Below are 24,712 nucleotides of genomic sequence, written 5' to 3'. Positions count from 1 at the left end.
TGGCGGTGGCAGAAGTCGCACGGCGGGGGCGGCCGAAGGCCGCCCCCGCCGTGCCGTGCCGCCTCCGGTCAGCCTGGGTTGGGGCGGTTGTTGGTGAAGTTGCCCACCTGGGCGCCGGTGGCCGAGTTGTCGCTCGTGGAGCCGCCCGCCGGGGTGCTCAGGCCACCCGTGCCGGCGTCCCCGGTGGTCGTCGGCGCCACCTTGCCCGGGTGCTTCTCCGGCTGCCGGGCCACCCGGCGCACACTGGCCGGGCCGGCCGTGCCACCGGTCGTGGTCACCGCGCCCTGGCCCCGGGTCGGTCCGCCGTCGCGCAGCACCGTCGGGTCGACGGGTACGTCCGCCGGGTCGTCCGGGTCGAGTTCCTGGCGCATCCGCTCCACGTCGGTCTGCGGCACCGTGACCTCGTCCAGCGCGCCCTCGCCGTACACGCCGCCGGCGACCCGCTGCTCGGCCCGCCGGGCGGCGTCCTGCCGCATGTCGTCCTCACGCACGTCAACCACCTCGCAGCTCTCTCGGGGTATCGGTGTTGCGTGCCCGACGGCGGGTGGCTGAAACCGGAGCCGGCGGCGGGGGCCGGGTGCGTGCCCGGATGTCCGGTTCGGGAGCGTGGCGGCCATCAGATGACGACCGGCGGTTAGCTTGTCTCCGGGCCCGGGTAGACCCAGGGTGCCCCCGCCACAGAGCGCGAACCGCGCCGTGGCCGACCTGCGGTAGCGGGGCGAGGGTGTGCAGGTTAACGACTCATCAAATCCTTGAGGAGGACCAGATGAGCACGCAGGCTGCATCCACCAGGCCGATGAACCGGCCGATGTCCGACGCCCAGAACCGGGCGAGCATGCAGGACACGTCGACCCGGCACATGCCGTCGATGCACGACGGTCACCGGGAGCCGATGCCGTCTCCGGGTACGGAGACGAAGCAGGCGTTCCTGACCACCGAGTTCTGGGTGTACGCCGCAGCGGTCGCGCTCGTCGTGATCGCCGCGTTCTGGAAGGGCACCACCGCCAACGGCCTGAACATCAACAACCCGAACCAGGCCTGGTGGTACCTGACCGCGCTGACCGGCGCGTACCTGGTCAGCCGTGGCCTGTCGAAGGCGGGCAGCGCGCGCCGTTCCGGCAAGGAGCGCCGCGGGCGTTGATCGGACGCCGCGTGAACGGCGACGCCCCCGGGATCCGTCCCGGGGGCGTCGTCGCGTGTGCTCACTCCTCGCCGAAGTCCCCGAAGTCGTCGCCGCCCTCGAAGGCGCCCTCGAGCATCTCACCGGCGACCAGGCCGCCGGCGACGCCCAGCGCGGCACCCGCGACCACGCCGCCCATGCCCGGGCCGCGGCGCCCGTGGCCGGCGTAGCCGCGCTGACCCGGGTAGCCGTGGCCGCCGTGCGGCATGCCGAAGCCCTGGGCGCGCATGCTGCCGTAACGGCCGGTGGTCTCCCGCAGCCAGCCGTCGACGACCTGCACCCAGTCGGTACGGCCGGCGTCGGTGTGCGGGATCGAGTACCGCCCGAAGACGTCGTGCCCGGGGCTGAGGAAGCCGCCCCGCTTGTCGCACTCCAGGATCACCTCGACGCCCTGCTGGCTGGTCACGAACGTCAGCTCGACCTCGGTGACCGTCTGCGCGTACTGCGGCGCGGCGAAGAACTCGATCTCCTGGTAGAACGGCAGCGTCTGCGGCACGCCGTAGATGTGGCCCCGCTCCAGGTCGGCGTGCTTGAACCGGAAGCCGAGCGCCTGGAACGCCTCCAGGATGCGCTCGTGGACCGGCAGCGGGTGCACCGACACCTGGTCCAGGTCGGACTTGTCGACCGCGCGGGCCACCGCCAGTTCGGTACGCAGCCCCATGGTCATGCCGTGCAGCCGCTGGCCGTAGACGTCGGTGATCGGGGTCTCCCACGGCACCGGCATCTGGAACGGGATCGACAGCTGCTGCTTCGGCGCCAACTCGAACGCACCGCTGACGGGCAGCCGGTGGAACTCCATGACGCCCGCGTAGTCGTGGTCGCCGCTCTCGATCTCGACGCGGGTGACCAGGCCGAGGTTGATCTGCTCGATCCGTGCCGGGCTGTCGCCGCCGACCAGGTTGACGTGACCGTCCAGGGTCAGTCCGGGCCGGGTGTTCGGGTTGGTGAGCACCGTGTCGACGCTCGGGCCACCCACGCCGAACGCGCTCAACATTTTCTTGAAGACCATCGGTCACTCCCGCTGAACGGCATTCCGACATGGACCGTCGGACGCTTCGTCAGGGCACCCTAAATGGCGCGACTGAGAACTGCCTGTGAGGCGCGCCAGGTAAGGCCGGCACGTCTATCAGGACCGTCGGGGTTGCGCGTCCGTTCCCGGCTCGGCGCCGGACCCGCCTGCTCTCGGTCGGGGCACTGTGACATCTGGCTCGGCCGCCGCGCAGGCGGGCGGCGGTACGGCAGCGGTCCGGCCGGCGTAGTCGATCCGGCTGAAGGCGTCCGCCGCGAAGGTCAGCTGCCGCACCGCGGCGCTCAGCGCCGCCGCCGCCCGCGGAGCGGGCAGTCCGGCCCGGGTGCCCTGGCGGATCAACTCCTTGGCCAACGCGGCGTGCCACTGCCAGTGCCACTGTTCGCTGGTCATCTGCAGCTTCTCCGCGTTGACGTACGTCGGCAGGTTGTCGACCACGTGACCGATGAAGGCGTCGACCGAATCGGCCGGCGGGACGTGTCGTCTGGACCTGGCGGTCCGGCACAGGCCGGCAATGTACGCCGACACCTCGGTCGTGTCCGCCCAGTCCAGCGAGGCCACCCCCGCCCGCCGCACGGAAAGGACGAGATCCACCACCAGCCGGGCCGCGTCAGTGGCCCAGTGGTGCGGCCCGTACATGGAGGCGTCCACCAGCACGGGCCGGTTGTCCGGGGCGGGATACACGAGGACGTTCGTGGAGTGCAGGTCGCCGAAGGCGTCGATGTACGTCGTGGTCCCTTCGGGACGCAGCCCGCCGGGCAGGACGCCCTGGTTGACGAAGGTGGTGAGGATGTCGCAGGCCGCCGGTTCGCCGGGCGCCTCGCCTGCCTCCGCCCGCACGGTCGCCAGCATGTCGCCGTACAGGGTCAGCGTGTCGAGCACCCGCAGGCGCAGTACCGGCGTCGCGGCGAGCCATTCGTCGAACGGTCTCGTCTCTCGCTGCCCGGGGGCGAACAGCTTGATCAGCTGAGATCCGAAGAGGATGCGGGCCACGTGTTCCGCCTCTTCCTGGGTGGCATCGTCCAGCCAGTCGGCCAGGGTGTGCGCGCCGGTGGCCAGCCGCGCGGCGATGGCGTGATAGCCGGACTCCTGGTGGCTGCGGATCTGACCGGAGAAGCCGACGAGGTCACCCGCGCCGAGCAGGTGCAACGCCTTCTTGTTGGCCGCGAGTTCGAACTCGAGCGCGCGCCGGTCGAGTCCGATCTTCAGGACGTACGAGGTGGTGGCCCGCCCCTCTTGATGATCGACCCGGCACACGTACGCGCCGGACCGCCCCGGCGCCAGGTAGCCGACGGCGAGCGCCGTCGCCCCGGGCCGGTAGTCGGGGGCGAGGCAGTCCAGGGCCAGACTGCGCACGATGTCCTTGCCGATGGCCACCGAGTCCGCCCCTGGTGGATTCGGGCTGCCGACCTGGTGCAGGGTCGATTCCAGCGCGAGATCGTCGTCGGTGAAGGTGACCTTCAGCCCTTCGAAGTCACGCTTGCGGGCCACGTGCAGACGAACCTTGTTCGCCAGGTCGCGGAAGGTCATGCCGCCCTGGCGGCCCATGTTGAGGATGGACCGGATGACCGCCTCGTCCGCGCCGGCTCTGATCGCCTCCTCCCGGAAGTTCGGATAGTGGTTTCCGAGACCGGTGATGACGAGGACGTAGGTGTCCGCGCCCCGCGCCCGCAGCGCCTCCACGACCGCGATGCCGTTCTGCTGGCCCTCACCCAGGCCGTAGTCGACGATGGCGAACTCGAACGTCGGCTCGTCCCGGATCGTCTTGCGCGCAGAGGTCGCGTCCGAGGCGACTGTCCAGCTGACCTTCATCCCGATCTCCTCGAACTCCAGGTTCATGGAGTCGCGGATGACGGGGGTGTTGCCGGCTTCGTCGTCGACCAGCAGCCCTCGGATCTCCAGCGTCATGTCGACAGCCTCCACCGCTCGAACGTGACCTCGACACAGAACGTTGCCCACTCCGCCGGGGGGTCGACCGGCTGGATCCGCCCGCCGAAGGCGGCGAGTTCGTCCTTGAGGGAGCTCAGGCCGCGCCCTCCGCCGCGACGCGACGGCCGGCTGCTGTCGTTTCGGACCGACACGGTCACGAACCCGGGGTCCCGGATCTCGACGGCGACCTCGATACGTTGCTCGCCACCTTCGACCCGGTGCACCTTGGCGGCATTCATGTGGATGTGCGTGAACACGTCCTTGACGAGCCGTCGGGTGCAGAAGACCTGGAAGTGCCGTTCGCCGGCCGGAAGCAGCACCTGATGGTCGGGGAAGGTGCTGCGCAGGACCCGCATGAGGTCGGTCGGACACCGGTCGACCACCTGATGGATGCCGGCGCCGGTGGCCGGAAGAAAGAAGTCGTGCCACCACTGCAGGTCGCGGAGCAGTTGGTCGACGTCGTGCGGCGCTCGTCCGACGCTGGCCCTCGCCCGGTCGACCAGGGCGTCCAGCTGCACGGTGGTCTCGTCCACCGCGCTCCGCCCGAACGCGGTGTTGACCACCTCCGCGAAGCGGTCCGCGTCGTCCCTGCTCAGGCCCGCCGCGGTGTCACGGGTCAACAGCGCGTTACGCAGCAGGTAGATGTTCGGCAGCACGTCGAGATTGAGGAAGTTGCTGCAGACCGCCCAGTCCTCCCGGATGCCGTCGAGATCCTCGGGCAGTCGTCCCCGGCCGACCAGCGTGACGTTCTGGATGACGCGCCACATCGCGTTCTCGTAGTCGTGGTCGGCTACCGAACGCCGGTTGCCCCGCAGCGCGGCCCAGGCGGTCTGCGGGTCGGCCGGTTCGGGAGCGACGGTGCGCTGCCCGTGTGAGAGGACATAGCGCACCAGGTTGGGCGTCAGCACGGACGGCCCCTCGGCGCGGTCCGAGCCGTACCCGCGCAGTTCGTCCTCCAGCCGCACGAGTCGCTGCACGATCGGATTGATCACCAGATCCCGGGAGTACCGGTTCGGCGACCGGACGGCGGCCACGAGGCGAAGCGCCTCGAGCATCACCTGCAGGACGACCGGCTCGTCGTACCGGTTGTCGTGCAGGATCCGGCTGAGCTGGTCGGCGAACGTGATCACCGAGACCTTGGCCAGGAGAATCACCGCCTGCACCCGCAGCATCGCGTCGTCCGACCGCGCGGAGTCGCTGGTCAGCAGCGAAAGCGCCAGTTCGGCGATGGTGTCCCTGCACTCCGGGAACCACAGCGGCGCCGAACCCAGCCAGTGGGCCTCGGCGACCAGGAGACGGATCAGCGCATCCCTGACCACCGTCTCCTCGCGGGCGGCCTCCAGCTTGACGGTGACCGCACGACGCTGGAGGGTGTCCACGTTCGCCTCGCGCAGCTCGAATCGCCAGCGCAGGTACTCGGTGCAGTCCCTGGGGCCCACGTGGGCGCCGAAGAGGTCGGTGGCCTGTTCCTCGAACGCGGACCGCTTGGAGCGCGGCTCCAGCAGCCGCAGCAGCCAGTTCCGGTGCGCTTCCAGCCGGACCGGAATCGGCACCAGCATGGCGAGCTCGTCGTAGGTCCGGCGCAACGAGCAGATGTCGCACAACCACCGCCCGAGTCCGCTCATCGCCGTCCGGGCGACGTAGTGCAGGGCGACCGGAACTCCCTCCCGCCGGGATCCGCCCCGGGCGCGGGAAATGGTGCTGGGCTGGTGCAGCACCAGCGCGTCGTCGTGCGGAAGACCGTTGAGCAGCAGGAAACCGCTGATCGCGGCGATGCCTCCACTGGTGGCAATGCGCTGCAGGTGACCGATCGTGCGGGTGCTGCCCGCGCCCGCGTCGATGATCACCGCATGCCGCGCCCCGGCGGGAAGCTTGACCGAGCCCGGATACCACCACCGCTCGCCGAGCGGGGCCCGGGGAACGCCCAGCATCGCCACGACGGGTACGCCCGCCCGGTTCAGCGCGGTGGCGACGATCGCCGCGACCTGCGGCAGGTCGTCGACAGTGCCCTCCGGGTAGAGAACGCACACCGGCGCGTGAGCCTCGGCGCCGCCGAAGGCCACCCGGTCCATCTCCTTCACCCGCCTGGTGATGTGCCTGGTCACCATCTCGGCCCAGTCCCGCTGCCGGAACAGGCGAGTGGGGTCCACGTACGCCGTGTAGTGCCGCTCGGCCGGACGTTCGATGTGACCGAGCCGGGCGGCGTTCGCCCGTTCCATGGCGGAGACGTACGTGTCCTGGTCGACCAGCGCCCTCGGCATGACGCGGTGACCGGTGGTGGGCCGGCGCAGCACCGGGTCGATCGGGTCCGGTGTGCGCGGAGGCGGCTCCGCCACCCTCATGTCCACCTGCGCCAGGCTGATCATCGGCATCCGGCGGTTGAGGAACAGCACCTCGCCCGGCTCCCCGGGGTCCTCGTGCGCGCCGGTGTCGACCGCGACAGCGGCGGCGACGGGCACCATGTCGCGGTCGACGACCTCCAGCAGCGCGTGCTTGAGGGTCCGGCGGCTGGACGCGAGGTCGGTTATCAACAACACCCGGGGCGCGCCCTCCGTGCCTCGGCGGGCTCGCTCCAGCCGTACGTCCTCCAGCGAGTTGAGGTATCGGTCGTGGCCGGTGAACGAGCGGGCGAACGCCGCGACCATCGCGTGGGGCGCGTCGCCGACCCGGACCACGAGCGGCGCCGTCTTCCGGTCGAAGCGGCCGATGCGATCCTCCATCAGGGCGGCGAGCGCGTAGCCGGCCAGGCCGCCGAGATCCAGCCCCGCGAGGACGCGCCCGAGGTCGCACCAGCGGTTGGTCACCCTGAGGTTCGGGGTCAGGAACACGCCTTGGACCACACCGTCGGAGGTGGCGTCCTGGATGGCGGTCCGCAGTTCCTGGCCGACGTAGTTCGCCAGGGCGCTCATCGCGTCCTGTGGCTTGATCCGCAGGCGGAGCACGTCGTGCTCGGCGTGCAGGGCTCCGGTCCGGTCCTGCAGCTCGCGGATCGCGGGCAGCACGTCGGCCGGGCTGCCACTGTCCGCCAGGTCGTGCAGGTGCACGGGCCGCTGCGCGCCGGACAGGCGGCGGAGGATCTGCCGGCCGGTCGCGGTGCCGCCCACCCAGAAGTGCCGGTTGTCCGGGCCGAGCACCAGGATCGGTGACCGCCGGTCGGACGGGACATCGACGGGCCGGGGCCCGCAGCCGGCGTTGAGGAACTCCACGGCGACGGACATCATCTGCCGATTCACGCCGGGGAAGGCGAGGACCACCATGCCGAGGTCGTCCTGGGTGTTCGCCACCGTCAGGACCTGGGCGATCGCGGCGCCGATGTCGACGTCGTCGGGCCGCACGTCGCCGTCCGGGGTGGTGACCGCGATGACCAGACCGCTGGTGGCGGTGGGCCGACGGCTCAACTCCCGGCGCACGGTGCGCAGGTCGGCGCCGGTGAGCCCGCGGCGACGGCGCAGCGACGCGATCACGCATTGCAGGTCAGGGCGACCGTCCTCGCGACCGGTGGTTCGTGGCGGTGTCGCCACCTCCTCCGCGCCGAGCCGGCGGTCGTCCGGGTGCAGCAGCACGGCGCATTCGACGAGGGTGCCGGCGGTGGCTGCGGCCTGGCTCCGAGCCGAGTCCTGGTGGCTCGGCTGGCTCCCGAACGTCCGGGTGACCACCTGACCGCCCGACGCGATCAGCAGACCGCCCTGGTAGCCGCGGGCGAGGCGGGCGACCTTCCACAGCCCTCGGGCATGGTGATCGATCGACCCGTTCGGTGTGCGCGCCGGCTGCCGGCGGTCCAACGTGGTCAGGATGGCCCGCTGCACGGTCGCCGGACCGGGATCGGACCCGACCACGAGCTCACCGATCATGCCGACACCGGCGTCCGCGACGACCAGTCGCACGAGCGGGCTGGGAACGGCGGCCGCCGTGGTCACCAGGTCCCCCAGGCTCTCGTCGAGGTCCCCGCTACGGTCCTGGTAGGTCTCCGGCGGCACGATCACCCCACCGAGGAGGATCTGCGGCCGATCCAGGCCGTCGGCCATCAACGAGGAATGCTCGGCCGCATTCTCCAGCAGTTCGGCGATGATTCCGGTGCCGAAAGCCGCTGCTTGTTCCTCGGACAGGCCCAGGTCTTTGAGGTCGCCCACCCAGCGCGACGCCGCATCCGACTCGGTCAGGCCGCGGGCGTCTTCTACTGCCACCCAGCGATAAGGCAGGATACGCCGACGCCGTTTCGGTAGTTGCCCGAGTTCGTCCCCCTCCGAGGTCCGCGAACTGTCGGGGATGGGGAGAAGCCGGGCATCACGCGAGGAATCGAAATCGACCCGCCCTCGCAATTCGGTGAAGGCGGCCTGGAAGCCGGTCTGCTCGAGGTACAGCTGACAGTTGCGCCGGGCCAGCCTCCGCAAGCCGGACGCGGCATCACCGGAAGACTCGTGCGCCAGTGCCCCCGGATGGGGCGGGACCACCGAGAACTGCGCGCCCGCATTGGTTGCGGCCCGCAGGAAGATGAGGAGATGGCCCAGGCTCACGAAATCGGCAAAACCGACTTCTGAGAGATCTACGACAATGCGCTGACCTGCGAACTTGCCCGCTGAGAGAGTGGACTCGGCGAGAAAATCGGCGCGCACGTTCAGGGCGTTCGCCCAGGACCGGGCATTGAGGCGCGTGCCAAAGTTGAGGAGAATCATGCCTCATCTCCGCTCGATCGCCCGCGTGGAGACTTTCCGTCACACTACCGGGATGAATCGAAGCGGTGACCAGTCGGTGAACGGTGCGTGGTGACCGTACGGCGGTCACTACGGTCGAGAGGACAAGGCGTGACCGATTCTGACGTCCACGGAGCGTTGGCAGAGTACCAGTCGCTTCGCGCGGAGATTGATTCGCGGGCGAAGTTCCAACAACAGATCCTGGCCCTTCAGTTGACGCTGACGAGCGCAATCGTCGCTTTCGCCCTGTCGAGCCCGGGCCTGCTACCGGTACTGCTGATCGTGCCGCTGAGCTCATACCTGCTCTGCGGGAGATATGTGGGACAGCGGACGGCAATGCGCTGGACGACGAGGTACATCAATGAGGAACTCGCGCCACGGGTTCCCGGCGGACTCGGCTGGGCAGCCTGGTCGCAGGCGAATCGTCGGCCGGCCCGGGTCCTGGACTGGTTCATTCCTCTGCTGATCTGCTTTCCGGGCGCCGGCGTACTGGCCCTGGGATGGACTCTGTGGCCGACGTTCACCCACCGGCACGCGGGGGCCGTCGTCGGCCTGGGCACCGTCTGGACGGTGGGACTCCTCGCCACCGGCCTCTCGATCTATCTGCTCACCGGTGTGCTCCGCAGCCGGCCGGCGTCGACCGAGTCCGCGATTGATCATCCCGCCGACGCTCAGTCGGTTTAGTGACACTCGGGCCGGCCGTCAGTCCGCTCGCACCACCACCAGCTCGCCCACCTGCTCACCGAGTTGCCGGCGCGCCTCCGGCAACAGGCCGGTGTCGGTGATGAGCACGTCGGCCTCCTCCAGCGGGGCGATCGTGGCGATGCCGATCGTCTCCCACTTGGTGTGGTCGGCGAGCACCACCAGCCGCCGGGCGGCGCCGATGAGCCGCCGGTTCACCGCCGCCTCCAGCAGGTTCGGGGTGGTGAACCCGGTACGCGGGCTCATCCCGTGCACGCCGAGGAAGAGCAGGTCGACGTTGAGCGCGGCGATCGCCGCCTCGGCGACCGGTCCGGTCAGCGCGTCCGAGGGGGTACGGATGCCGCCGGTCAGCACGACGGTCTGGTCGGTCCGGGGGTTCTGGTAGAGCGCGTCGGCGACCGGGATCGAGTTGGTGACCACTGTGAGCCCGCGTACCTCGGCCAGCCGGGCGGCCAGCGCGGCGGTGGTGGTGCCGGCGGAGAGCGCGACCGCCATCCCCGGCTCGACCAGGCCGGCGGCACGCTCCACGATGGCGCGTTTCTCGGCCTGCTGCCGGACCGACTTGGCGGCGAAGCCGGGCTCCTCCGTGGAGCCGGGTCCGGCCAGCGTCGCGCCGCCGTGCACCTTGTCGATCAGGCCGCGGTCGGCCAGCACCTCCAGGTCGCGGCGGATCGTCATGTCGGACACCCCGAAGCGGCTGACCAGGTGACTGACCCGGACGCCACCACGCTGGCGGATCAACTCCAGGATGGCGCTCTGCCGTTGCTGGGCGAGCATGGAAACCTCCTCGGCGCGCACGGCGGGGTACCGGTCAGGCGGTCGCGGGTGGCGGCGCGGGCTCCTCGCGGACCACCGCCACCTCCCCCGCCGGCACCTCCAGCTCGCCGTCGCAGCGGGCGCCGCCGAGCAGCTCGACGCCGGTGACCGGCAGCCGGGCCGGCTCGGTGGTGTGGTTGATCACGAACAGCCAGCTCCGGTCCGCCGCCGAGCGGCGGCGGACCACCTCCACTCCGGCCGGCGCGTCCACCGGCGGCCGGACGCCGGTCTCGGCGAGCAGCCGGGCCACCAGCCGGTCGGTGGCGTCGTCGTCGAGCCGGGTGCCGACGTACCAGGCGGCACCCGCGCCGACGGCGTTGCGGGTCAGCGCCGGCACGCCGGGCAGGGGCCCGTCGGCGTACGCGGCGAGCACCTCGGCGCCCTCGGCGTGCAGCCACTCGGTCCACACGTCGGCGCGGGCGCCGTCGTCGAGGCGTACCGTCTCGCCGGCCCGCAGCGGGAAGAACTCCTCGACGCGTACGCCGAGCAGGTCGCGGTACGCGCCGGGGTAGCCGCCGAGCCGGATGTGGTCGTGCTCGTCGACGATGCCGCTGAAGTAGGTGACCAGGGCGGTGCCGCCGGCCTCCACGAACCGGCGCAGCGCGTCGGCGTCGGCGTCGCGGGTGAGGTAGAGCGTGGGCACCACGACGAGCCGGTAGCGGGACAGGTCGGCCGAGGGGTGCACCACGTCGGCGGTGACCCCGGCCCGCCAGAGCGCGCCGTGCAGCGCGGACAACCGGTCGGTGTAGGTGACGTCGACGCTCGGATGGGAGTCCAGTTCGACGCCCCACCACGCCTCGTAGTCGAACAGGATCGCCACGTCGGCGTCGACGTGGCTGCCGCGTACCTCCGCCAGCGCGCGCAGGTCGGCGCCGAGCCGGCAGACCTCGCGGAACACCTTGGTGTCCGGGCCGGCGTGCGGGACCAGCGCGGAGTGGAACTTCTCGGCGCCGGCCCGGGAGGCCCGCCACTGGAAGAACAGCACCCCGTCGGCGCCGCGCGCCACGTGGGCGAGGCTGTTGCGGCGCATCTGGCCCGGCGTCTTGGCCACGTTGCGGGGCTGCCAGTTGACGGCGCTGGTGGAGTGCTCCATCAGCAGCCACGGCGCGCCGCCCGCGACGCCCCGGGTGTGGTCGGCGGCCAGCGCGAGGTTGACGTGCGGCTGCGGGTCGGCGGCGGTGAGGTAGTGGTCGTTTGCGACCACGTCCACGTCGGAGGCCCAGGAGTGGTAGTCCAGGTACTTGATGCCGGTGCCGATCATGAAGTTCGTGGTGACCGGCTGCGGGACGAGCCGGTTCAGCAGTTCCCGCTCGGCGCGCAGCTGGGCGCGCTGCTCGTCGGAGGAGAACCGCAGGAAGTCCAGCTGCTGCGTCGGGTTGGCGAACGTCGGCGCGGTACGCGGCGGGTTGATCTCGTCCCAGTCGTGGTAGCGCTGGCTCCAGAACGCGGTGCCCCAGGCCGCGTTGAGCGAGTCCAGGTCGCCGTAGCGCTCGCGCAGCCAGCCGCGGAACGCCTCGGCGCTGACGTCGCAGTAGCAGTGCACGTTGTGGCAGCCGAGTTCGTTGGAGACGTGCCAGAGCACGACGGCGGGGTGCCGCGCGTACCGCCGGGCGACCGCCTCGACAAGGGCGAGCGAGTGGTCGCGGAACACCGGCGAACTGGGGCAGTACGCCTGCCGGCCGCCGGGCCAGAGCACCGCGCCGTCGGCGCGGCGGGGCAGCGTCTCCGGGTGCCGGTGCGCCAGCCACGGTGGCGGGCTGGCGGTGGCGGTGGCCAGGTCGACGCCGATGCCGCCGTCGTGCAGCAGGTCGATCGCCCGGTCCAGCCAGTCGAAGACGTACCGGCCGGGGGCGGGTTCCAGCAGCGCCCAGGAGAAGATGCCGACCGAGACCAGGTTGACCCCGGCCCGTCGCATGAGTTCGACGTCCTCGGCCCACGTCTGCTCGGGCCACTGCTCCGGGTTGTAGTCGGCGCCGTACCAGATGCCCTCGCCGTGCCAGTTCCGCATGACAGCAGAGGTTGCCTCCGAACAGCACCCAAGTCAACACTTTCCAACATCGACTGATGTTCCAACGATTACCGGCTCTTTGCCCTGCCTTACCGGCAACGGTGCCGCCTTTTTGCCCTCTTGACAGCGCCGCGCCAAGGGGTAGCTTCAAGCGCCACCGGCTGTTTGTGTTCGGACGTGTGGATTCTCGGTGGATCTGCCGCGGCCGACATGAACACCGCTCACCGCCAACGATCACGGTCCATGAGCGCAGCGCACCTCTTCCACGCAGGAGGCACCATGTCCCGTCCCCGCTCGCAAGCCGAATACCTCGCCCGGCTCGTACCCCCGTCCGTCGCCGGTCTGAACCGGCGCTCGCTGCTCGCCGGCGCGGCCGGCGCGGGGGCGCTGCTCGGCACCGGGCTGCTCGCCGGCTGCGGCGACTCCGACTCCGGATCGGGCGGTGACGCCAAGAGCGTCTCGCTCGGCTCCAACCAGTCCGACCCGAAACCCAAGGACGTCGTCGCGAAGGTGATGGACGGCTTCAAGACGTCCTCCGGGGTGACCGTCAACATCAACACGGTCGACCACAACACGTTCCAGGAGAACATCAACAACTACCTGCAGGGCAAGCCGGACGACGTGTTCACCTGGTTCGCCGGGTACCGGATGCGCTTCTTCGCCGCAAAGGGCCTGGCCGGCGACCTCAGCGACGTGTGGGGCAAGCTCGACGGCTACTCCGAGGCGTTCAAGAAGGCATCCACAGGCGACGACGGCAAGCAGTACTTCGTGCCCGCGTCGTACTACCCGTGGGCCGTCTTCTACCGCAAGTCGGTGTGGCAGCAGCGCGGCTACCAGGTGCCCAAGACGCTCGACGACCTGAACACGCTCGGCGCGCAGATGAAGAAGGACGGGCTGAACCCGATCGCCTTCGCCGACAAGGACGGCTGGCCGGCGATGGGCACGTTCGACATCCTCAACCTGCGGATCAACGGCTACCAGTTCCACATCGACCTGATGGCCGGCAAGGAGGCGTGGACCTCCGACAAGGTGAAGAAGGTCTTCGACACCTGGGCCGGGCTGCTCCCCCTGCACCAGCCGGACTCGCTCGGCCGCACCTGGCAGGAGGCCGCCCAGTCGCTGCAGCAGAAGAAGAGCGGCATGTACCTGCTCGGCCTGTTCGTCGGCCAGCAGTTCAGCGGCGCGGACCTGGAGGACCTGGACTTCTTCACGTTCCCCGAGGTCGACTCCACCATCGGCGCGAAGGCCCTGGACGCCCCGATCGACGGCTACATGATGGCCCGCAAGCCGAAGTCCAAGGACGCGGCGGAGAAGCTGCTGACGTACCTGGGCTCCAAGGAGGCGGCGGACATCACGGTCAAGAACGACCCGAGCACGCTCGTCGCCAACAGCGGCGCGAACACCGGCGCCTACACCGCGCTGCAGAAGAAGGCGGCCGAGCTGGTCGGCTCCGCCACCGAGATCGCCCAGTTCCTCGATCGCGACACCCGGCCGGACTTCGCCTCCACCGTGATGATCCCGGCGTTGCAGCAGTTCATCAAGGACCCGAAGGACATCAGCGGGCTGCTCACCAGCATCGAGAACCAGAAGAAGTCGATCTTCACCAGCTGACGGCGGAAGGGGGAAGGACATCATGTCCGACCTGCCCCTGATCCAAGCGGATCGCGCCGTGCCGCCGCCGGCCGCGACCACCACCAAGGGTGGTCGCGGTCGTCGGCTACGGCTCCTGTCCCGCACCGACCGCGTGGTCATCACGCTCATGGTGCTGGTACCCCTGCTGCTCGTCGCCGGCCTGGTCTGGCTGCCCGCGGTGGCGACGGTGCTGCTCTCCGGCACGAACTGGGACGGCATCGGCCCGATCTCCGAGATCGAGTGGGTCGGCGTCAAGAACTACGACGACGTGGTGAACATCTACCCGCCGTTCGTCCCCGCGGTGCAGAACAACCTGCTCTGGCTGGCCGCGCTGTTCGTGGTGGCCACCCCGTTCGGCATGTTCCTCGCCGTGCTGCTCGACAAGGAGATTCGCGGCAGCCGCTTCTACCAGACCGCGCTCTACCTGCCGGTGGTGCTGTCGCTGGCGCTCATCGGCTTCGTCTGGCAGCTCATCTACAGCCGCGACCAGGGGCTGCTCAACGGCGTGTTCGGCGGCGAGACCGACTGGTACGGGGACCCCAACGTCAACATCTGGGCCGTACTGGTGGCGGCCGGCTGGAGGCACGTCGGCTACATCATGCTGCTCTACCTGGCCGGCCTCAAGGGCGTCGACCCGTCGTTGCGGGAGGCCGCCGCGGTCGACGGCTCCTCGGAGACCAGCACGTTCTTCCGGGTCGTCTTCCCGGTGATGCGGCCGATCAACATCATCGTGCTGGTGGTGACAGTGATCGAGTCGTTGCGCGCGTTCGACCTGGTCTGGGTCATCAACAAGGGCCGCAACGGGCTGGAGCTGATCTCCGCGCTGGTCACCCAGAACGTGGTCGGCGAGGCCAGCCGGATCGGCTTCGGCTCCGCGCTGGCGACGATCATGCTGGCCGTCTCGCTCGTCTTCATCACCATCTACCTCTGGACCGTGATGCGGGAGGGCAAGCGATGACCGCCGCAGTCTCCACCGGCCGCCGCCGCCCCGTGCGGCCCGCCCGGGTCGCCCTGCACCTGTTCCTGGGTACGGTCGCAGTGGGCTGGCTGTTCCCGATCCTGTGGGCGGTGCTCACCTCGTTCCGCTCCTACGAGTACACGGCAGCCAACGGCTACGTGTCCCTCGGCGGCTGGACTGTCGACAACTACGTCACCGCGTGGCGTACCGCCGAGTTCGGCAAGCACTTCCTCAACTCGGCCTACATCACCGTCCCGGCGGTGCTGCTCACGCTCTTCCTCGCCTCGTGCGTGGCGTTCGTGATCGCCCGGTTCAGCTGGAAGCTCAACATCGCGCTGCTCGGCCTGTTCACCGCGGCGAACCTGCTGCCGCAGCAGGCGCTGCTCATCCCGCTGTTCCGGATGTTCACCGAGATCCCGCTGCCGGCCTGGATGAGCGACTCGGAGCTGCTCTACGACAGCTACTGGGGACTGATCCTGGTGAACGTCGCGTTCCAGTGCGGCTTCTGCGTGTTCGTGCTGAGCAACTACATGAAGGCGCTGCCGCACGAGCTGTACGAGGCCGCGATGGTCGACGGGGCGAACGTGTGGCGGCAGTACTGGCAGGTGACGATGCCGCTGTGCCGCCCGGCGCTCGCCGCGCTGGCGACGCTGGAGGTCACCTGGATCTACAACGAGTTCTTCTGGGCCACAGTGCTCATGCGTACCGGCGACAAGTTCCCGGTCACCAGCTCGCTGAACAACCTGCGCGGCGAGTTCTTCACCGACAACAACCTGGTCTCGGCCGGTTCGGTGCTGGTCGCGATCCCCACCCTGGTGATCTTCTTCCTGCTCCAGAAGCAGTTCGTCCGGGGTCTGACGCTGGGAGCCTCCAAGGGATGACGATCGTCCACCTGCGCCGCGCGCGGACCAGCCTGGTGCTCGACGCACGCGGCCCGGGGCTGCCCCGGGTCGTGCACTGGGGCACCGACCTCGGCCCGCTGCCCGACGGGGACCTGCCAGCGCTCGTCGACGCCACGGTGCCGCCGGTGGTGCCGAGCAGCTTCGACGCGCCCACTGTGCTGTCGCTGCTGCCCGAGGCCGGCGCCGGGTGGAGCGGGCGGCCCGGTCTCGCCGGTCACCGCGACGGCCGGGACTGGTCGACGGCGTTCCGCCTGATCGACCTCGACGTGCACGACGACTTCGCGGCGCCGCCGCCCGACCTGTTAGGAGGGGACCCTTTACCTGCACCAGGCGTTAACAAGGGGCCCTTCCTTACCCCGGGGCGGGTGGTGGTGCGGGCGGCGGACGCGGATGCCGGGCTGAGCCTGACCGTCGAGCTGACGTTGGACGCCGCGGGCGTGCTCACGCTGCGGCACCGGCTGCGCAACGACGGCGACGGCCGCTACGAGCTGCGCGAGCTGACGCCGGTGCTGCCGGTGCCGGCGGTCGCCACCGAGCTGCTCGACCTGACCGGCCGCTGGTGCCGGGAACGCGCCCCGCAGCGGCACCCGTGGCCGATGGGCGCCTGGGTCCGTGAGGGGCGGCACGGCCGCACCGGCCACGACGCGACTCTGCTGCTGGTCGCCGGCACCGCCGGGTTCGGGTTCCGGCACGGCGAGGTGTGGGCGGTGCACACCGCCTGGAGCGGTGACCACGTCACGGCTGCCGAGCGCCGCCCCACCGGTGAGGCCACGCTCGGCGGCGGCGAGCTGCTGGCACCCGGCGAGATCGTGCTCGGGCCGGGCGAGGAGTACGCCACTCCCCTGCTCTACGCGGCGCACTCGGCCGACGGGCTGGACGGGCTCAGCGATGCGCTGCACACCCACCTGCGGGCCCGCCCGTCGCACCCGCGCACGCCGCGGCCGGTGACGCTGAACGTGTGGGAGGCGGTCTACTTCGACCACGACCTGGACCGGCTGCGGACGCTCGCCGACCGGGCCGCCGAGGTCGGGGTGGAACGCTTCGTGCTGGACGACGGCTGGTTCCGCGGTCGGCGGCACGACCAAGCCGGGCTCGGCGACTGGTGGGTCGACGGCGAGGTCTGGCCGGACGGGTTGCAGCCGCTGATCGACCACGTACGCGGGCACGGCATGCAGTTCGGGCTCTGGGTGGAGCCGGAGATGGTCAACCCCGACTCCGACCTGTTCCGCGCCCACCCCGACTGGGTGCTCCAGGCGCCGGGCCGGCTGCCACCACCGTGGCGGCACCAGCAGGTGCTCGACCTGGCCCACCCGGACGCGTACGCGTACCTGCTCGCACGGCTCGACGCGGTGCTGAGCGAACACGACGGGCTCGCGTACCTGAAGTGGGACCACAACCGCGACCTCACCGAGGCCGGGCACGCCGGGCGGCCCGGGGTGCACGCGCAGACCCTCGCGGTCTACCGGCTGCTCGACGAGCTGCGCGCGCGGCACCCGGACGTCGAGATCGAGAGCTGCTCCTCCGGTGGCGCCCGGGTGGACCTGGAGATCCTGCGCCGTACCGACCGGGTCTGGGCCAGCGACTGCAACGACGCGCTGGAACGGCTGTCCATCCAGCGCTGGACCGGTTTGCTGCTGCCGCCGGAACTGATCGGCACGCACATCGGGCCGGAACGCTCGCACACCACGCACCGCGTGCACGACCTGAGCTTCCGGGCGGTCACCGCGCTGTTCGGCCACCACGGCATCGAGTGGGACATCACCGCGATCGACGCGACCGAGCGGGCCGAACTCGCCGCCTGGGTGGCGCTGCACAAGCGGCTGCGTCCGCTGCTGCACGGTGGCCGGGTGGTCCGGGTCGACCACCCGGACCCGGCCGTGCAGGCCCACGGCGTGGTCGCCCACGACAGCTCCCATGCGGTGTACGCGATCAGCCGGGTCGCCACCTCCGCGGCGCAGGTGCCGGGCGCGGTACGGCTACCAGGGCTGGACCCGGCCCGGCGCTACCGGGTCCGACCGCCCGCCGGGGTACCGGAACCCGCCCTGCTGGAGCTGTCCCCGCCGGGCTGGCTGGCCTGGCCCGGCGACGGGATCACAGTGAGCGGTTCGGTGCTGGGGTCGGTCGGCCTGCAACTACCGGCCCTGCACCCCGAACAGGCCCTGCTGCTGGAGGTGGTCGCGGCCTGACCCCGCCCCACCCCGGGTGATCAAGGAGTTTGTGTCACCGCCGGCGTCCGAACGGGACACAAACTCCTTGATCACCTATTGGGGGGTCAGGCGGGGGTGCAGGTAACGGCGGGGGTGGAGTTGGTGCCCTGCCAGGTGCCGATGAAGCCGAAGCTGGTGCTGGCTCCGGCGCCGAGGCGGCCGTTGTAGTCGACGTTGCGGGCGGTGTACGCGGACCCGCTGTTGCTGACGCTCGCGTTCCACGCCTGGGTGACGGTTTGGCCGTTGGCGTACGTCCAGCGCACCGTCCAGCCGGTGATCGCGGCGGCTCCGGCGGTCACCTTGACCTCGCCCTGGAATCCGCCCTGCCACGAGTTGCCGACCGTGTAGGTGGCGGTGCAGCCACCGGACGGCGGGGGCGTGGTGGCCGGCGGCGGGGTCGGGCTGACGGTCGGGCTGGTCGTCGGGCTGACGGTGGGGCTGACCGTCGGGCTGGCAGTCGGGGTGCTGCCGGCGTACACCGACGCCTCGCGGGATGTGGCGGCGATGCCGTTGGCGCCGTTGAAGATCCGCTGGCCCCAACTGGTGAGCTGGGCCGGGTTGAACGCGGTCGTCATGTCCAGGTACTCCACGCCGCCGCCGTTGCCGCTCCACGACCAGCCGAGGTAGCCGATGCCGTTGGCCTGGCTGTAGGCCATGATGGCGTCCTCGTCCGGGTTGCCGTCGGAGTGGTTGAAGCCGAACTCGCCGACCACGATGGGCAGCCCGGCGGTCCGGAACCGGCCGAGGTAGTCGCTGATCTCGGCGGCGGTGTCGAACACGCCGTACATGTGGATCGAGAAGACGGTGTTGCGCTGCGCGTCGGCGGCGAACACGGTGCTCGCGTTGTCGCGCATGGTGAACGACCAGTCCTGACCCCAGTTCGGCGCGTCCACCATGATCGTGTGGGTCAGGCCGGCGGCGCGCAGCCGCTTGATCGCGTTCGAGGTGTCGGTGGTCCAGGCGCTGTAGCCCTGGTTGCCGAACGGCTCGTTGCCGATGTTGACGATGACGTACTTCTCCTGGCCCTTGAGCACGTCGGCGATGCTCAGCCAGTAGTCGGTGGCCTTGGCCAGCGTGGCGGCGGCGCCCTCCTCGCCGTACCCGGTGGTGTCGTGCACCTCCAGCACGCAGATCAGGCGATTGGTCTTGCACAGCGAGATCACGTTTGCCACGTCGGCGGCGCTGTTCTTCGTCCAGCGGTCGCCGCTGGCCAGCACCACCCGGACGGTGTTCGCGCCGAGCGCCTTGATGTTGGCGAACGAGCTGGTCTGCTGCGGGTACCAGGTGTGCGCGTGGTTGACCCCGCGCATGACGAACTCGGAGCCGTTGGCGTCGTAGAGCCGCCCGTTGGAGACGGAGAACCCGGTGGCGGCTTGGGCCGGCTGCGCGAGGGCGAAGACGGCGGCGAGGGCCGTCAGCAGGGCGGCGCCCGCGACGGAGAGCAGTTTCTTCATGGCTGTCCTCAGGGGAAGATCTCCCCCGTGCCCGAGCGGGGGTGCGGTGACGGTGACGACGTGGTGGCGGCTGAGCCCGGCAGCCGCCGCCGGTTCCCGGCGGACGCCGCATCAGCGTATGGCGATGGATCGCGGAAGGCAACCGGTTAAGCGAAACAACCCGGGAGGCTGCGGCACTCGGCGGGCGGCACTCGCTGAACCGGTTAAGGGATCGGGGCGCGGCGGGCCGGAGAAGCGGACAGCAGGGTTGACCCGCGCCGGGCGGGGTATCCGGGGACGATCCGCCCGGGAAGGAGACGTGCCATGGTCAACGTCGGCTACACCCTGATGTGCGAGCAGGCCGGCCCGAAGGAACTGGTCGACCACGCCGTACGCGCCGAGGCCGCCGGCTTCGACCACCTGGTCATGTCCGACCACTACTACCCCTGGCTGGACTCCCAGGGCCACTCCCCGTACGCCTGGTCGGTGCTCGGCGCGGTCGCCCACGCCACCAGCCGGGCCGAGCTGATGTCGTTCGTGACCTGCCCGATCCGGCGCTACCACCCGGCGGTGGTGGCGCAGAAGGCCAGCACCATCGGGGTGCTCTCGGACGGGCGGTTCACGCTGGGCCTCGGCGCCGGGGAGAACCTCAACGAGCACGTGGTGGGCGGATGGCCGCACGTGCAGCAGCGGCACGAGATGTTCGAGGAGGCGCTGCAGATCATCCGGCCGCTGCTCAACGGCGAGACGCTGACGTTCTCCGGCAACCACTTCGACGTGCCCGACGCGTACGTCTGGGACCGCCCGGACCGGCCGGTGCCGATGGCGGTGGCCGCGTCCGGACGGCAGTCGGCCACGCTGGCCGCCGAGTACGCCGACGCGATGATCGCCACCGACCCGCTGCCGCACCTGATCGACATGTACGAGGAGGCCGGTGGCGCGGGCCGCCCCCGCTACGGGCAGGTGGCCATCTGCTACGGCCCGGACGAGGACGAGTGCCGCAAGATCGTGCACGACCAGTTCCGCTGGTTCGGCCTGGGCTGGAAGGTCAACGCCGACCTGCCCGGTCCGGAGTCGTTCGCCGCCGCGACCCAGTTCGTGCGCGAGGAGGACGTGGCCGAGGGCGTCCCCTGCGGCCCGGACACCAACCGGCACGTCGAGGCGTTCAAGAAGTTCGTCGACGCGGGCTTCACCCACGTCGCGCTGATCCAGGTGGGCGGCGACAACCAGCCGATGTTCCTCGACTGGGCCCAGGAGGAGCTGTTGCCCCGGCTGCGGGAGCTGTGACCGTCCCGTCGTCCCCGCCGGGGCGCTTCAGCCGGGCCGAGCTGCGGCTCGCGTTCGCCGCGCCCCGGCCGGCCGCCGGACTGACCAGCGACTTCCGGCAGGTCGGCGGGCTGCTGGCGCACACCCGCCGGGCCGCCGGCCCGGACGCCGACGCGCCGCCTGTGGTGCTGGTGCACGGCCTGGCCGTGTCGCACCGCTACCTCACCCCGCTGGCGGTCGCGCTGGCGTCACGCCTGCCGGTGTACGTGCCGGACCTGCCCGGCTTCGGGCTGACCGGGCGCCCCGGCGCCGCGTACGACGTGGACCGGCACGTGGCGTTCCTCGTCGACTGGCTCGACGCGTACCGGTTGGGTCCGGTCTGCCTGCTCGGCCACTCCTTCGGCGCGGAGGTGGCCGCGGCGCTCGCCGCCCGCCACCCCGGCCTGGTCCGGGCCCTGGTGCTGGCCGGACCGACCTGCGACCCGGCCGCCCGGTCCCGGCGCGGCCTGGCCGGCCGCTGGCTGGTGGACACGCTGCGCGAGGCGGCGTGGCAGACGCCGATCCTGCTGCGCGACGTGGCCGACGCCCGGCCGTGGCGGGTGTTCGCGACGCTGTCCCACTCGGTCCGCAACGCAGTCGAGGAGGACCTGGTCCGGGTCACCGCGCCGACGCTGGTGCTGACCGGCGCCCGCGACCCGGTCGCCCCGGCCGCCTGGCGCGACCAGGTGGCCCGGCTGGTGCCGGGCGCCCGCTCGGCTGTGGTGCCGGGCGCGGCGCACAACGTGGTCACCACCGCGCCCGCCCAGGTCGCCGCCGCCGTCCACGACCTGCTCACCATCACCACGAGGAGTTGACGCCATGCGTATCGGGAACACGGAGATCCGCCCCGCCGGGGGCGGGCTCGGCTGCCTGCTGATGATCCTCTTCTCGATCGTCGCCTCGGTGGTGCTCACCGTGCTGCTCAACCTGGTCCTGTAGAACCCGGCCCGGCGTCCGCGAGGGCGGCACCAGAATGGGGCATGCCCCTGCTGACCGCGCTGCCGCTGGCGCTGGAGATGGTCGCCGGGTCGAAGCTCGTCAGCGCCGTCGTCCTCGCCGCCGGCCACCACCCGCGGCGCAGCTCGGCGGCCTTCCTCGGCGGCGTGGCGGTCGGCGTCCTCGGGCCGCTGACGCTCTGGTACGCGGCGTTCCGGGTGGTGCGGCACACCGCCGTGCACGGCATCGGGGTGGGCGGCAGCCGCCGGCTCATCGACTGGATCGTACTGACGCTGCTGGCCGTCCTCATGGTGGTCACGTTCCGCAGGCGGCGGCGCGACCGGCCGCCCGGGTGGCTGCGCCGGTTGCAGGACCCCCGGCCCGCGTACGCCTTCGGTCTGGGGCTGCTGCTCGCCGTCGCCGTGCCGAGCGACGAGCTGGTCATGGCGTCGGTCGCGGGCAGCATGGCCGGGCACGGCCGCCCCTGGTGGCACCTGCTGCCGTTCGTGGCGCTCACCGTGCTGCTGCTGGCGCTGCCGCTGCTCACGCTGCTGGTCTTCGGCGACCGCGCCGAACGGCTGCTGCCGGCCTTCCGCGCCTGGACCGACCGGCACTCCTGGCTGGTCAGCGAGGCGGTCATCCTGATCTTCGCGGCCTTCGTGGTGGCCGACCTGGCGTCGACGTCGTTCAGCCGGCCGTGAGGTCCACCTCGGCCAGCACCGGATAGTGGTCGGAGGCCGAGTCGGCGTCACCGTCGCGGACCACCCGCACCGCGCGTACCCGATCGGCCAGCGCCGGCGTGGCGAGCAGATAGTCCAGCCGCATCCCGGCGAACTCGGCGCCGCCGTGCCGGGTCGGCACGGTCCGGCCGCCGGGTTCGTCGCCGCCGGAGCGCGGCCACAGGTCGACCAGCCCGGCGTCGAGCAGCCGGGCCACCGCGCGGGTGTCCACGGTACGGCCGTCGCGGCGCAGGTGCCGCCGCCGGTACGGGGTGGCCAGCCCGGCGAGCCGGGCGGTGTGGTCGACGGTGGGCTCCAGCGTGTTCAGGTCCCCGGCGAGCAGGGCCAGCTCTCCCCCGGTACGCCGCAGCGCGGCGGCCAGCCAGTCCGCCTCCATCCGCCGCCGCCCGCCCGAGTAGGGGTACAGGTGCGTGCTGAGCACGGTCAGCGGTCCCGCGCCGGTGGCCACCCGGACCCGGGCGGCGGCGTGGTGGAACGGGCGGCGGACCCGGTCGGCGCGCAGCACCCGCAGTGGCGGGCGGACCAGCACCGCCACCGGCTGGCCGAGGCAGGACCGGGCCAGGTACGGCGCCATCCCGAGCCGCTCGGCCAGGCCGCCCAGCGTGGCGTCCATGCCGCGCAGCTCCTGCAGGGCCAGCACGTCGGGGCGCTGCGCGGTGACGACCGAGACGATCCGGTCCCGGCGGTCGGCGCCGCCCGCGTCCCGCCCGCCGGTCCGGATGTTCCAGGTCATCACCCGCAGCATCGGCTCAGTCCGGCCGCGCGGCCTTGGCCAGCTCGTCGTCCAGCTCGTCCACCTGTTCGGACTCGATCGCCGGCTGGTTGCCCTCGGCCACGTCGGCGTTCGGCTTGATCACCCAGTACAACAGCGACAGCCAGAGCGCGCCGAGCAGGATCGCGCCCATGAAGTCCGTCGGGTGGTGCATGCCCCGGTACATCCGGGAGGTGGCCACTCCGACCGGCATCAGCACGGCCATGCCCACGAACAGCCACCGCCACCACCTGTCGGTACGCGGGAACACGATGATCGCCATGGCCGCCCAGAGGCAGATGGTCGCCGCGATGTGCCCGGACGGGAACGACGAGGTGGGCATCTGCCCGTCCAGGTTGTCCACCGGCGGCCGGGGCCGGTCCACCACCCGGGCGCTGGCCAGGAACAGGCTCAGCTCGCCGAACATCGCCAGCACCACGAACAGCACCGGCCGCCAGCGCCGCCACAGGGCCAGCACGATCGGGCAGAACACCAGCGACACCAGCAGGATCGCGTGGGTGTCGCCGAACTTGCTCCACCACCAGCTCACGTCGGTGAGCAGATCGGTGTGCCGCTCGGCGAACCAGCGCGGCACCTTCGTGTCGAGCGTGTCGAAGAACGTGCCCTTGGCGTGGTAGCTGACGAACATGCCGAACGCGTAGAGCGCGCCGAAGACGAGCACCCAGCCGACGAGCAGCTCAGCCACCGCGGAGCGGGGGTGCTCCAGCACCTTCTCCTCGTCCGGCGCGAGCGCCAGCTCCTCGCCCGCCTCCGGCTCCAGGCCCTCGCGCAGCGGCGGCACCGGCCGGCCGCGCTCGCGCCGCCACAGCCGGAAGGCGTACGCGGTGACACCGAGCCAGGCCGCGCCGAGCAGCCAGCCGCCGATCACGTCCGAGACGAAGTGGACGCCCAGCGCGATCCGGGTCAGCCCGACCAGGAAGACCAGCACGGCGGCGATGGCGATGGCGGGCTTGCGCCAGCGCGGCGACATGGCCGGCAGGAACACCAGCAGCAGCGCCCCGTACGCGACGAACGAGCCGAGCGCGTGGCCGCTGGGGAAGCTGTTGCCCGGGGCGGCGGCGATCGGGACGTCCACCACCGGGCGCAGCCGTCCGACGAGCGCCTTGAGCGACGGGTCGAGGATCAGCCCGCCCACGCCGGTGACGATCAGGTAGACCGCCAGCCGGGACTGGCGGCGGATCAGCAGGCCCACCACCGCGATGGTGACCAGCCAGATCAGCACCGGCCGGCCGCCCAGGTCGGTGATCGCCTGGAGCACGGTGACCAGCGGGCCGTGCGGCGCCACCAGGTCGTTGAACCACTCGGCCACCGCATGGTCGGCGTCGCGCAACGGGCTCCAGCGGAACCGGACGAGCATCAGGAGCAGCCCGAACCCGACTCCCGCACCGGCCACGGCGAGCAGACCCACCAGGCTCCGCTCGGCGAAATGGCTCAGCGGCCGGCGCCCGGCTTCCTTGACCGCGGTCACACCGCA

General features: G+C 71.2%; 18 protein-coding genes. 9 read left to right on the top strand and 9 right to left on the bottom strand.

Annotated features, from left to right (window positions below):
* Nucleotides 1–68: 68 nt before the first annotated feature.
* The gene (locus tag FHU28_RS11620; protein ID WP_073830078.1) at nucleotides 69–491 is read right to left on the bottom strand and encodes a hypothetical protein; all 423 of its coding nucleotides are present in this window, start codon (nucleotides 489–491) and stop codon (nucleotides 69–71) included.
* A gap of 368 nt (nucleotides 492–859) precedes the next feature.
* Here FHU28_RS11620 and FHU28_RS11615 point away from each other — a divergent pair, with 368 nt between their 5' ends.
* A complete protein-coding gene (locus FHU28_RS11615; RefSeq protein WP_184689440.1) occupies nucleotides 860–1,141 on the top strand; it encodes a hypothetical protein in 282 nt (93 codons plus the stop codon).
* A 61-nt stretch (nucleotides 1,142–1,202) separates the two neighbouring features.
* Here FHU28_RS11615 and FHU28_RS11610 read toward each other — a convergent pair whose 3' ends face one another.
* The 3 genes from FHU28_RS11610 to FHU28_RS11600 form a co-directional block, all read right to left on the bottom strand.
* Nucleotides 1,203–2,189, bottom strand: a complete 987-nt coding sequence (locus FHU28_RS11610; RefSeq protein WP_184683611.1) for a sporulation protein — start codon at nucleotides 2,187–2,189, stop codon at nucleotides 1,203–1,205.
* Between the two features lie 117 nt (nucleotides 2,190–2,306).
* Nucleotides 2,307–4,130, bottom strand: a complete 1,824-nt coding sequence (locus tag FHU28_RS11605) for a response regulator transcription factor (RefSeq protein ID WP_184683610.1) — start codon at nucleotides 4,128–4,130, stop codon at nucleotides 2,307–2,309.
* Complete coding sequence (locus FHU28_RS11600; protein ID WP_184683609.1) at nucleotides 4,112–8,320, bottom strand: hypothetical protein; 4,209 nt, start codon at nucleotides 8,318–8,320, stop codon at nucleotides 4,112–4,114. The genes FHU28_RS11605 and FHU28_RS11600 overlap by 19 nt, the downstream gene beginning before the upstream one ends.
* A 618-nt stretch (nucleotides 8,321–8,938) precedes the next feature.
* Here FHU28_RS11600 and FHU28_RS11595 point away from each other — a divergent pair.
* On the top strand, nucleotides 8,939–9,511 hold the full coding sequence (locus FHU28_RS11595; RefSeq protein ID WP_116508918.1) for a hypothetical protein: 573 nt from the start codon (nucleotides 8,939–8,941) through the stop codon (nucleotides 9,509–9,511).
* 18 nt (nucleotides 9,512–9,529) lie between these two features.
* Here FHU28_RS11595 and FHU28_RS11590 read toward each other — a convergent pair whose 3' ends face one another.
* Nucleotides 9,530–10,306 (bottom strand): DeoR/GlpR family DNA-binding transcription regulator, encoded by a 777-nt coding sequence (locus tag FHU28_RS11590; protein WP_073830081.1) that lies wholly within the window; start codon nucleotides 10,304–10,306, stop codon nucleotides 9,530–9,532.
* Nucleotides 10,307–10,340: 34 nt separating this feature from the next.
* Complete coding sequence (locus FHU28_RS11585; protein ID WP_184683608.1) at nucleotides 10,341–12,353, bottom strand: beta-galactosidase; 2,013 nt, start codon at nucleotides 12,351–12,353, stop codon at nucleotides 10,341–10,343.
* Nucleotides 12,354–12,632: 279 nt separating this feature from the next.
* On the opposite strand from FHU28_RS11585, the gene FHU28_RS11580 reads away from it, so the two are divergent.
* Genes FHU28_RS11580 through FHU28_RS11565 form a run of 4 tightly spaced genes read left to right on the top strand, consistent with a single transcriptional unit; the run spans nucleotide 12,633 to nucleotide 18,031 of the window.
* The gene (locus FHU28_RS11580) at nucleotides 12,633–13,964 is read left to right on the top strand and encodes an ABC transporter substrate-binding protein (RefSeq protein WP_116508915.1); all 1,332 of its coding nucleotides are present in this window, start codon (nucleotides 12,633–12,635) and stop codon (nucleotides 13,962–13,964) included.
* 22 nt (nucleotides 13,965–13,986) lie between these two features.
* Nucleotides 13,987–14,943: a carbohydrate ABC transporter permease gene (locus tag FHU28_RS11575; RefSeq protein WP_116508914.1), complete on the top strand. Its 957-nt coding sequence runs from the start codon at nucleotides 13,987–13,989 to the stop codon at nucleotides 14,941–14,943.
* The gene (locus FHU28_RS11570) at nucleotides 14,940–15,824 is read left to right on the top strand and encodes a carbohydrate ABC transporter permease (RefSeq protein WP_116508913.1); all 885 of its coding nucleotides are present in this window, start codon (nucleotides 14,940–14,942) and stop codon (nucleotides 15,822–15,824) included. Before FHU28_RS11575 ends, FHU28_RS11570 begins: the two co-directional genes overlap by 4 nt.
* Nucleotides 15,821–18,031, top strand: coding sequence for an alpha-galactosidase (locus tag FHU28_RS11565; protein WP_184683607.1), 2,211 nt, complete (start codon nucleotides 15,821–15,823; stop codon nucleotides 18,029–18,031). The genes FHU28_RS11570 and FHU28_RS11565 overlap by 4 nt, the downstream gene beginning before the upstream one ends.
* Before the next feature lie 86 nt (nucleotides 18,032–18,117).
* Here the strand turns inward: FHU28_RS11565 and FHU28_RS11560 are convergent, their stop codons facing one another.
* Nucleotides 18,118–19,506: a cellulase family glycosylhydrolase gene (locus FHU28_RS11560; protein WP_184683606.1), complete on the bottom strand. Its 1,389-nt coding sequence runs from the start codon at nucleotides 19,504–19,506 to the stop codon at nucleotides 18,118–18,120.
* A 303-nt stretch (nucleotides 19,507–19,809) separates the two neighbouring features.
* On the opposite strand from FHU28_RS11560, the gene FHU28_RS11555 reads away from it, so the two are divergent.
* The 3 genes from FHU28_RS11555 (at nucleotide 19,810) to FHU28_RS11545 (ending at nucleotide 22,427) form a co-directional block, all read left to right on the top strand.
* The gene (locus tag FHU28_RS11555) at nucleotides 19,810–20,772 is read left to right on the top strand and encodes a TIGR03557 family F420-dependent LLM class oxidoreductase (protein ID WP_116508908.1); all 963 of its coding nucleotides are present in this window, start codon (nucleotides 19,810–19,812) and stop codon (nucleotides 20,770–20,772) included.
* Nucleotides 20,769–21,605 (top strand): alpha/beta fold hydrolase, encoded by an 837-nt coding sequence (locus tag FHU28_RS11550; protein WP_184683604.1) that lies wholly within the window; start codon nucleotides 20,769–20,771, stop codon nucleotides 21,603–21,605. Before FHU28_RS11555 ends, FHU28_RS11550 begins: the two co-directional genes overlap by 4 nt.
* 165 nt (nucleotides 21,606–21,770) lie before the next feature.
* Nucleotides 21,771–22,427: a GAP family protein gene (locus FHU28_RS11545; protein ID WP_116508906.1), complete on the top strand. Its 657-nt coding sequence runs from the start codon at nucleotides 21,771–21,773 to the stop codon at nucleotides 22,425–22,427.
* Here the strand turns inward: FHU28_RS11545 and FHU28_RS11540 are convergent.
* Complete coding sequence (locus FHU28_RS11540) at nucleotides 22,414–23,211, bottom strand: endonuclease/exonuclease/phosphatase family protein (protein ID WP_184683602.1); 798 nt, start codon at nucleotides 23,209–23,211, stop codon at nucleotides 22,414–22,416. The genes FHU28_RS11545 and FHU28_RS11540 overlap by 14 nt on opposite strands.
* Nucleotides 23,212–23,215: 4 nt before the next feature.
* A complete protein-coding gene (locus FHU28_RS11535) occupies nucleotides 23,216–24,706 on the bottom strand; it encodes a phosphatase PAP2 family protein (protein WP_184683600.1) in 1,491 nt (496 codons plus the stop codon).
* Nucleotides 24,707–24,712: the final 6 nt, after the last annotated feature.

The sequence above is a fragment of the Micromonospora echinospora genome (genome assembly GCF_014203425.1).
Taxonomy (GTDB): Bacteria; Actinomycetota; Actinomycetes; order Mycobacteriales; family Micromonosporaceae; genus Micromonospora; species Micromonospora echinospora_A.
The sequence above is the reverse complement of the archived record's forward strand: the minus strand, read 5'-3'. Positions and strand labels throughout refer to the sequence as shown.

What these genes read in the sequence shown, in the direction of transcription:
- FHU28_RS11585 (WP_184683608.1), bottom strand. Translation starts at nt 12,353, where the DNA reads ATGCGGAACTGGCACGGCGAGGGCATCTGGTACGGCGCCGACTACAAC.
- FHU28_RS11610 (WP_184683611.1), bottom strand. Translation starts at nt 2,189, where the DNA reads ATGGTCTTCAAGAAAATGTTGAGCGCGTTCGGCGTGGGTGGCCCGAGC.
- FHU28_RS11540 (WP_184683602.1), bottom strand. Translation starts at nt 23,211, where the DNA reads ATGCTGCGGGTGATGACCTGGAACATCCGGACCGGCGGGCGGGACGCG.
- FHU28_RS11565 (WP_184683607.1), top strand. Translation starts at nt 15,821, where the DNA reads ATGACGATCGTCCACCTGCGCCGCGCGCGGACCAGCCTGGTGCTCGAC.
- FHU28_RS11575 (WP_116508914.1), top strand. Translation starts at nt 13,987, where the DNA reads ATGTCCGACCTGCCCCTGATCCAAGCGGATCGCGCCGTGCCGCCGCCG.
- FHU28_RS11570 (WP_116508913.1), top strand. Translation starts at nt 14,940, where the DNA reads ATGACCGCCGCAGTCTCCACCGGCCGCCGCCGCCCCGTGCGGCCCGCC.
- FHU28_RS11590 (WP_073830081.1), bottom strand. Translation starts at nt 10,306, where the DNA reads ATGCTCGCCCAGCAACGGCAGAGCGCCATCCTGGAGTTGATCCGCCAG.
- FHU28_RS11555 (WP_116508908.1), top strand. Translation starts at nt 19,810, where the DNA reads ATGGTCAACGTCGGCTACACCCTGATGTGCGAGCAGGCCGGCCCGAAG.
- FHU28_RS11560 (WP_184683606.1), bottom strand. Translation starts at nt 19,506, where the DNA reads ATGAAGAAACTGCTCTCCGTCGCGGGCGCCGCCCTGCTGACGGCCCTC.
- FHU28_RS11580 (WP_116508915.1), top strand. Translation starts at nt 12,633, where the DNA reads ATGTCCCGTCCCCGCTCGCAAGCCGAATACCTCGCCCGGCTCGTACCC.
- FHU28_RS11615 (WP_184689440.1), top strand. Translation starts at nt 860, where the DNA reads ATGCCGTCGATGCACGACGGTCACCGGGAGCCGATGCCGTCTCCGGGT.
- FHU28_RS11545 (WP_116508906.1), top strand. Translation starts at nt 21,771, where the DNA reads ATGCCCCTGCTGACCGCGCTGCCGCTGGCGCTGGAGATGGTCGCCGGG.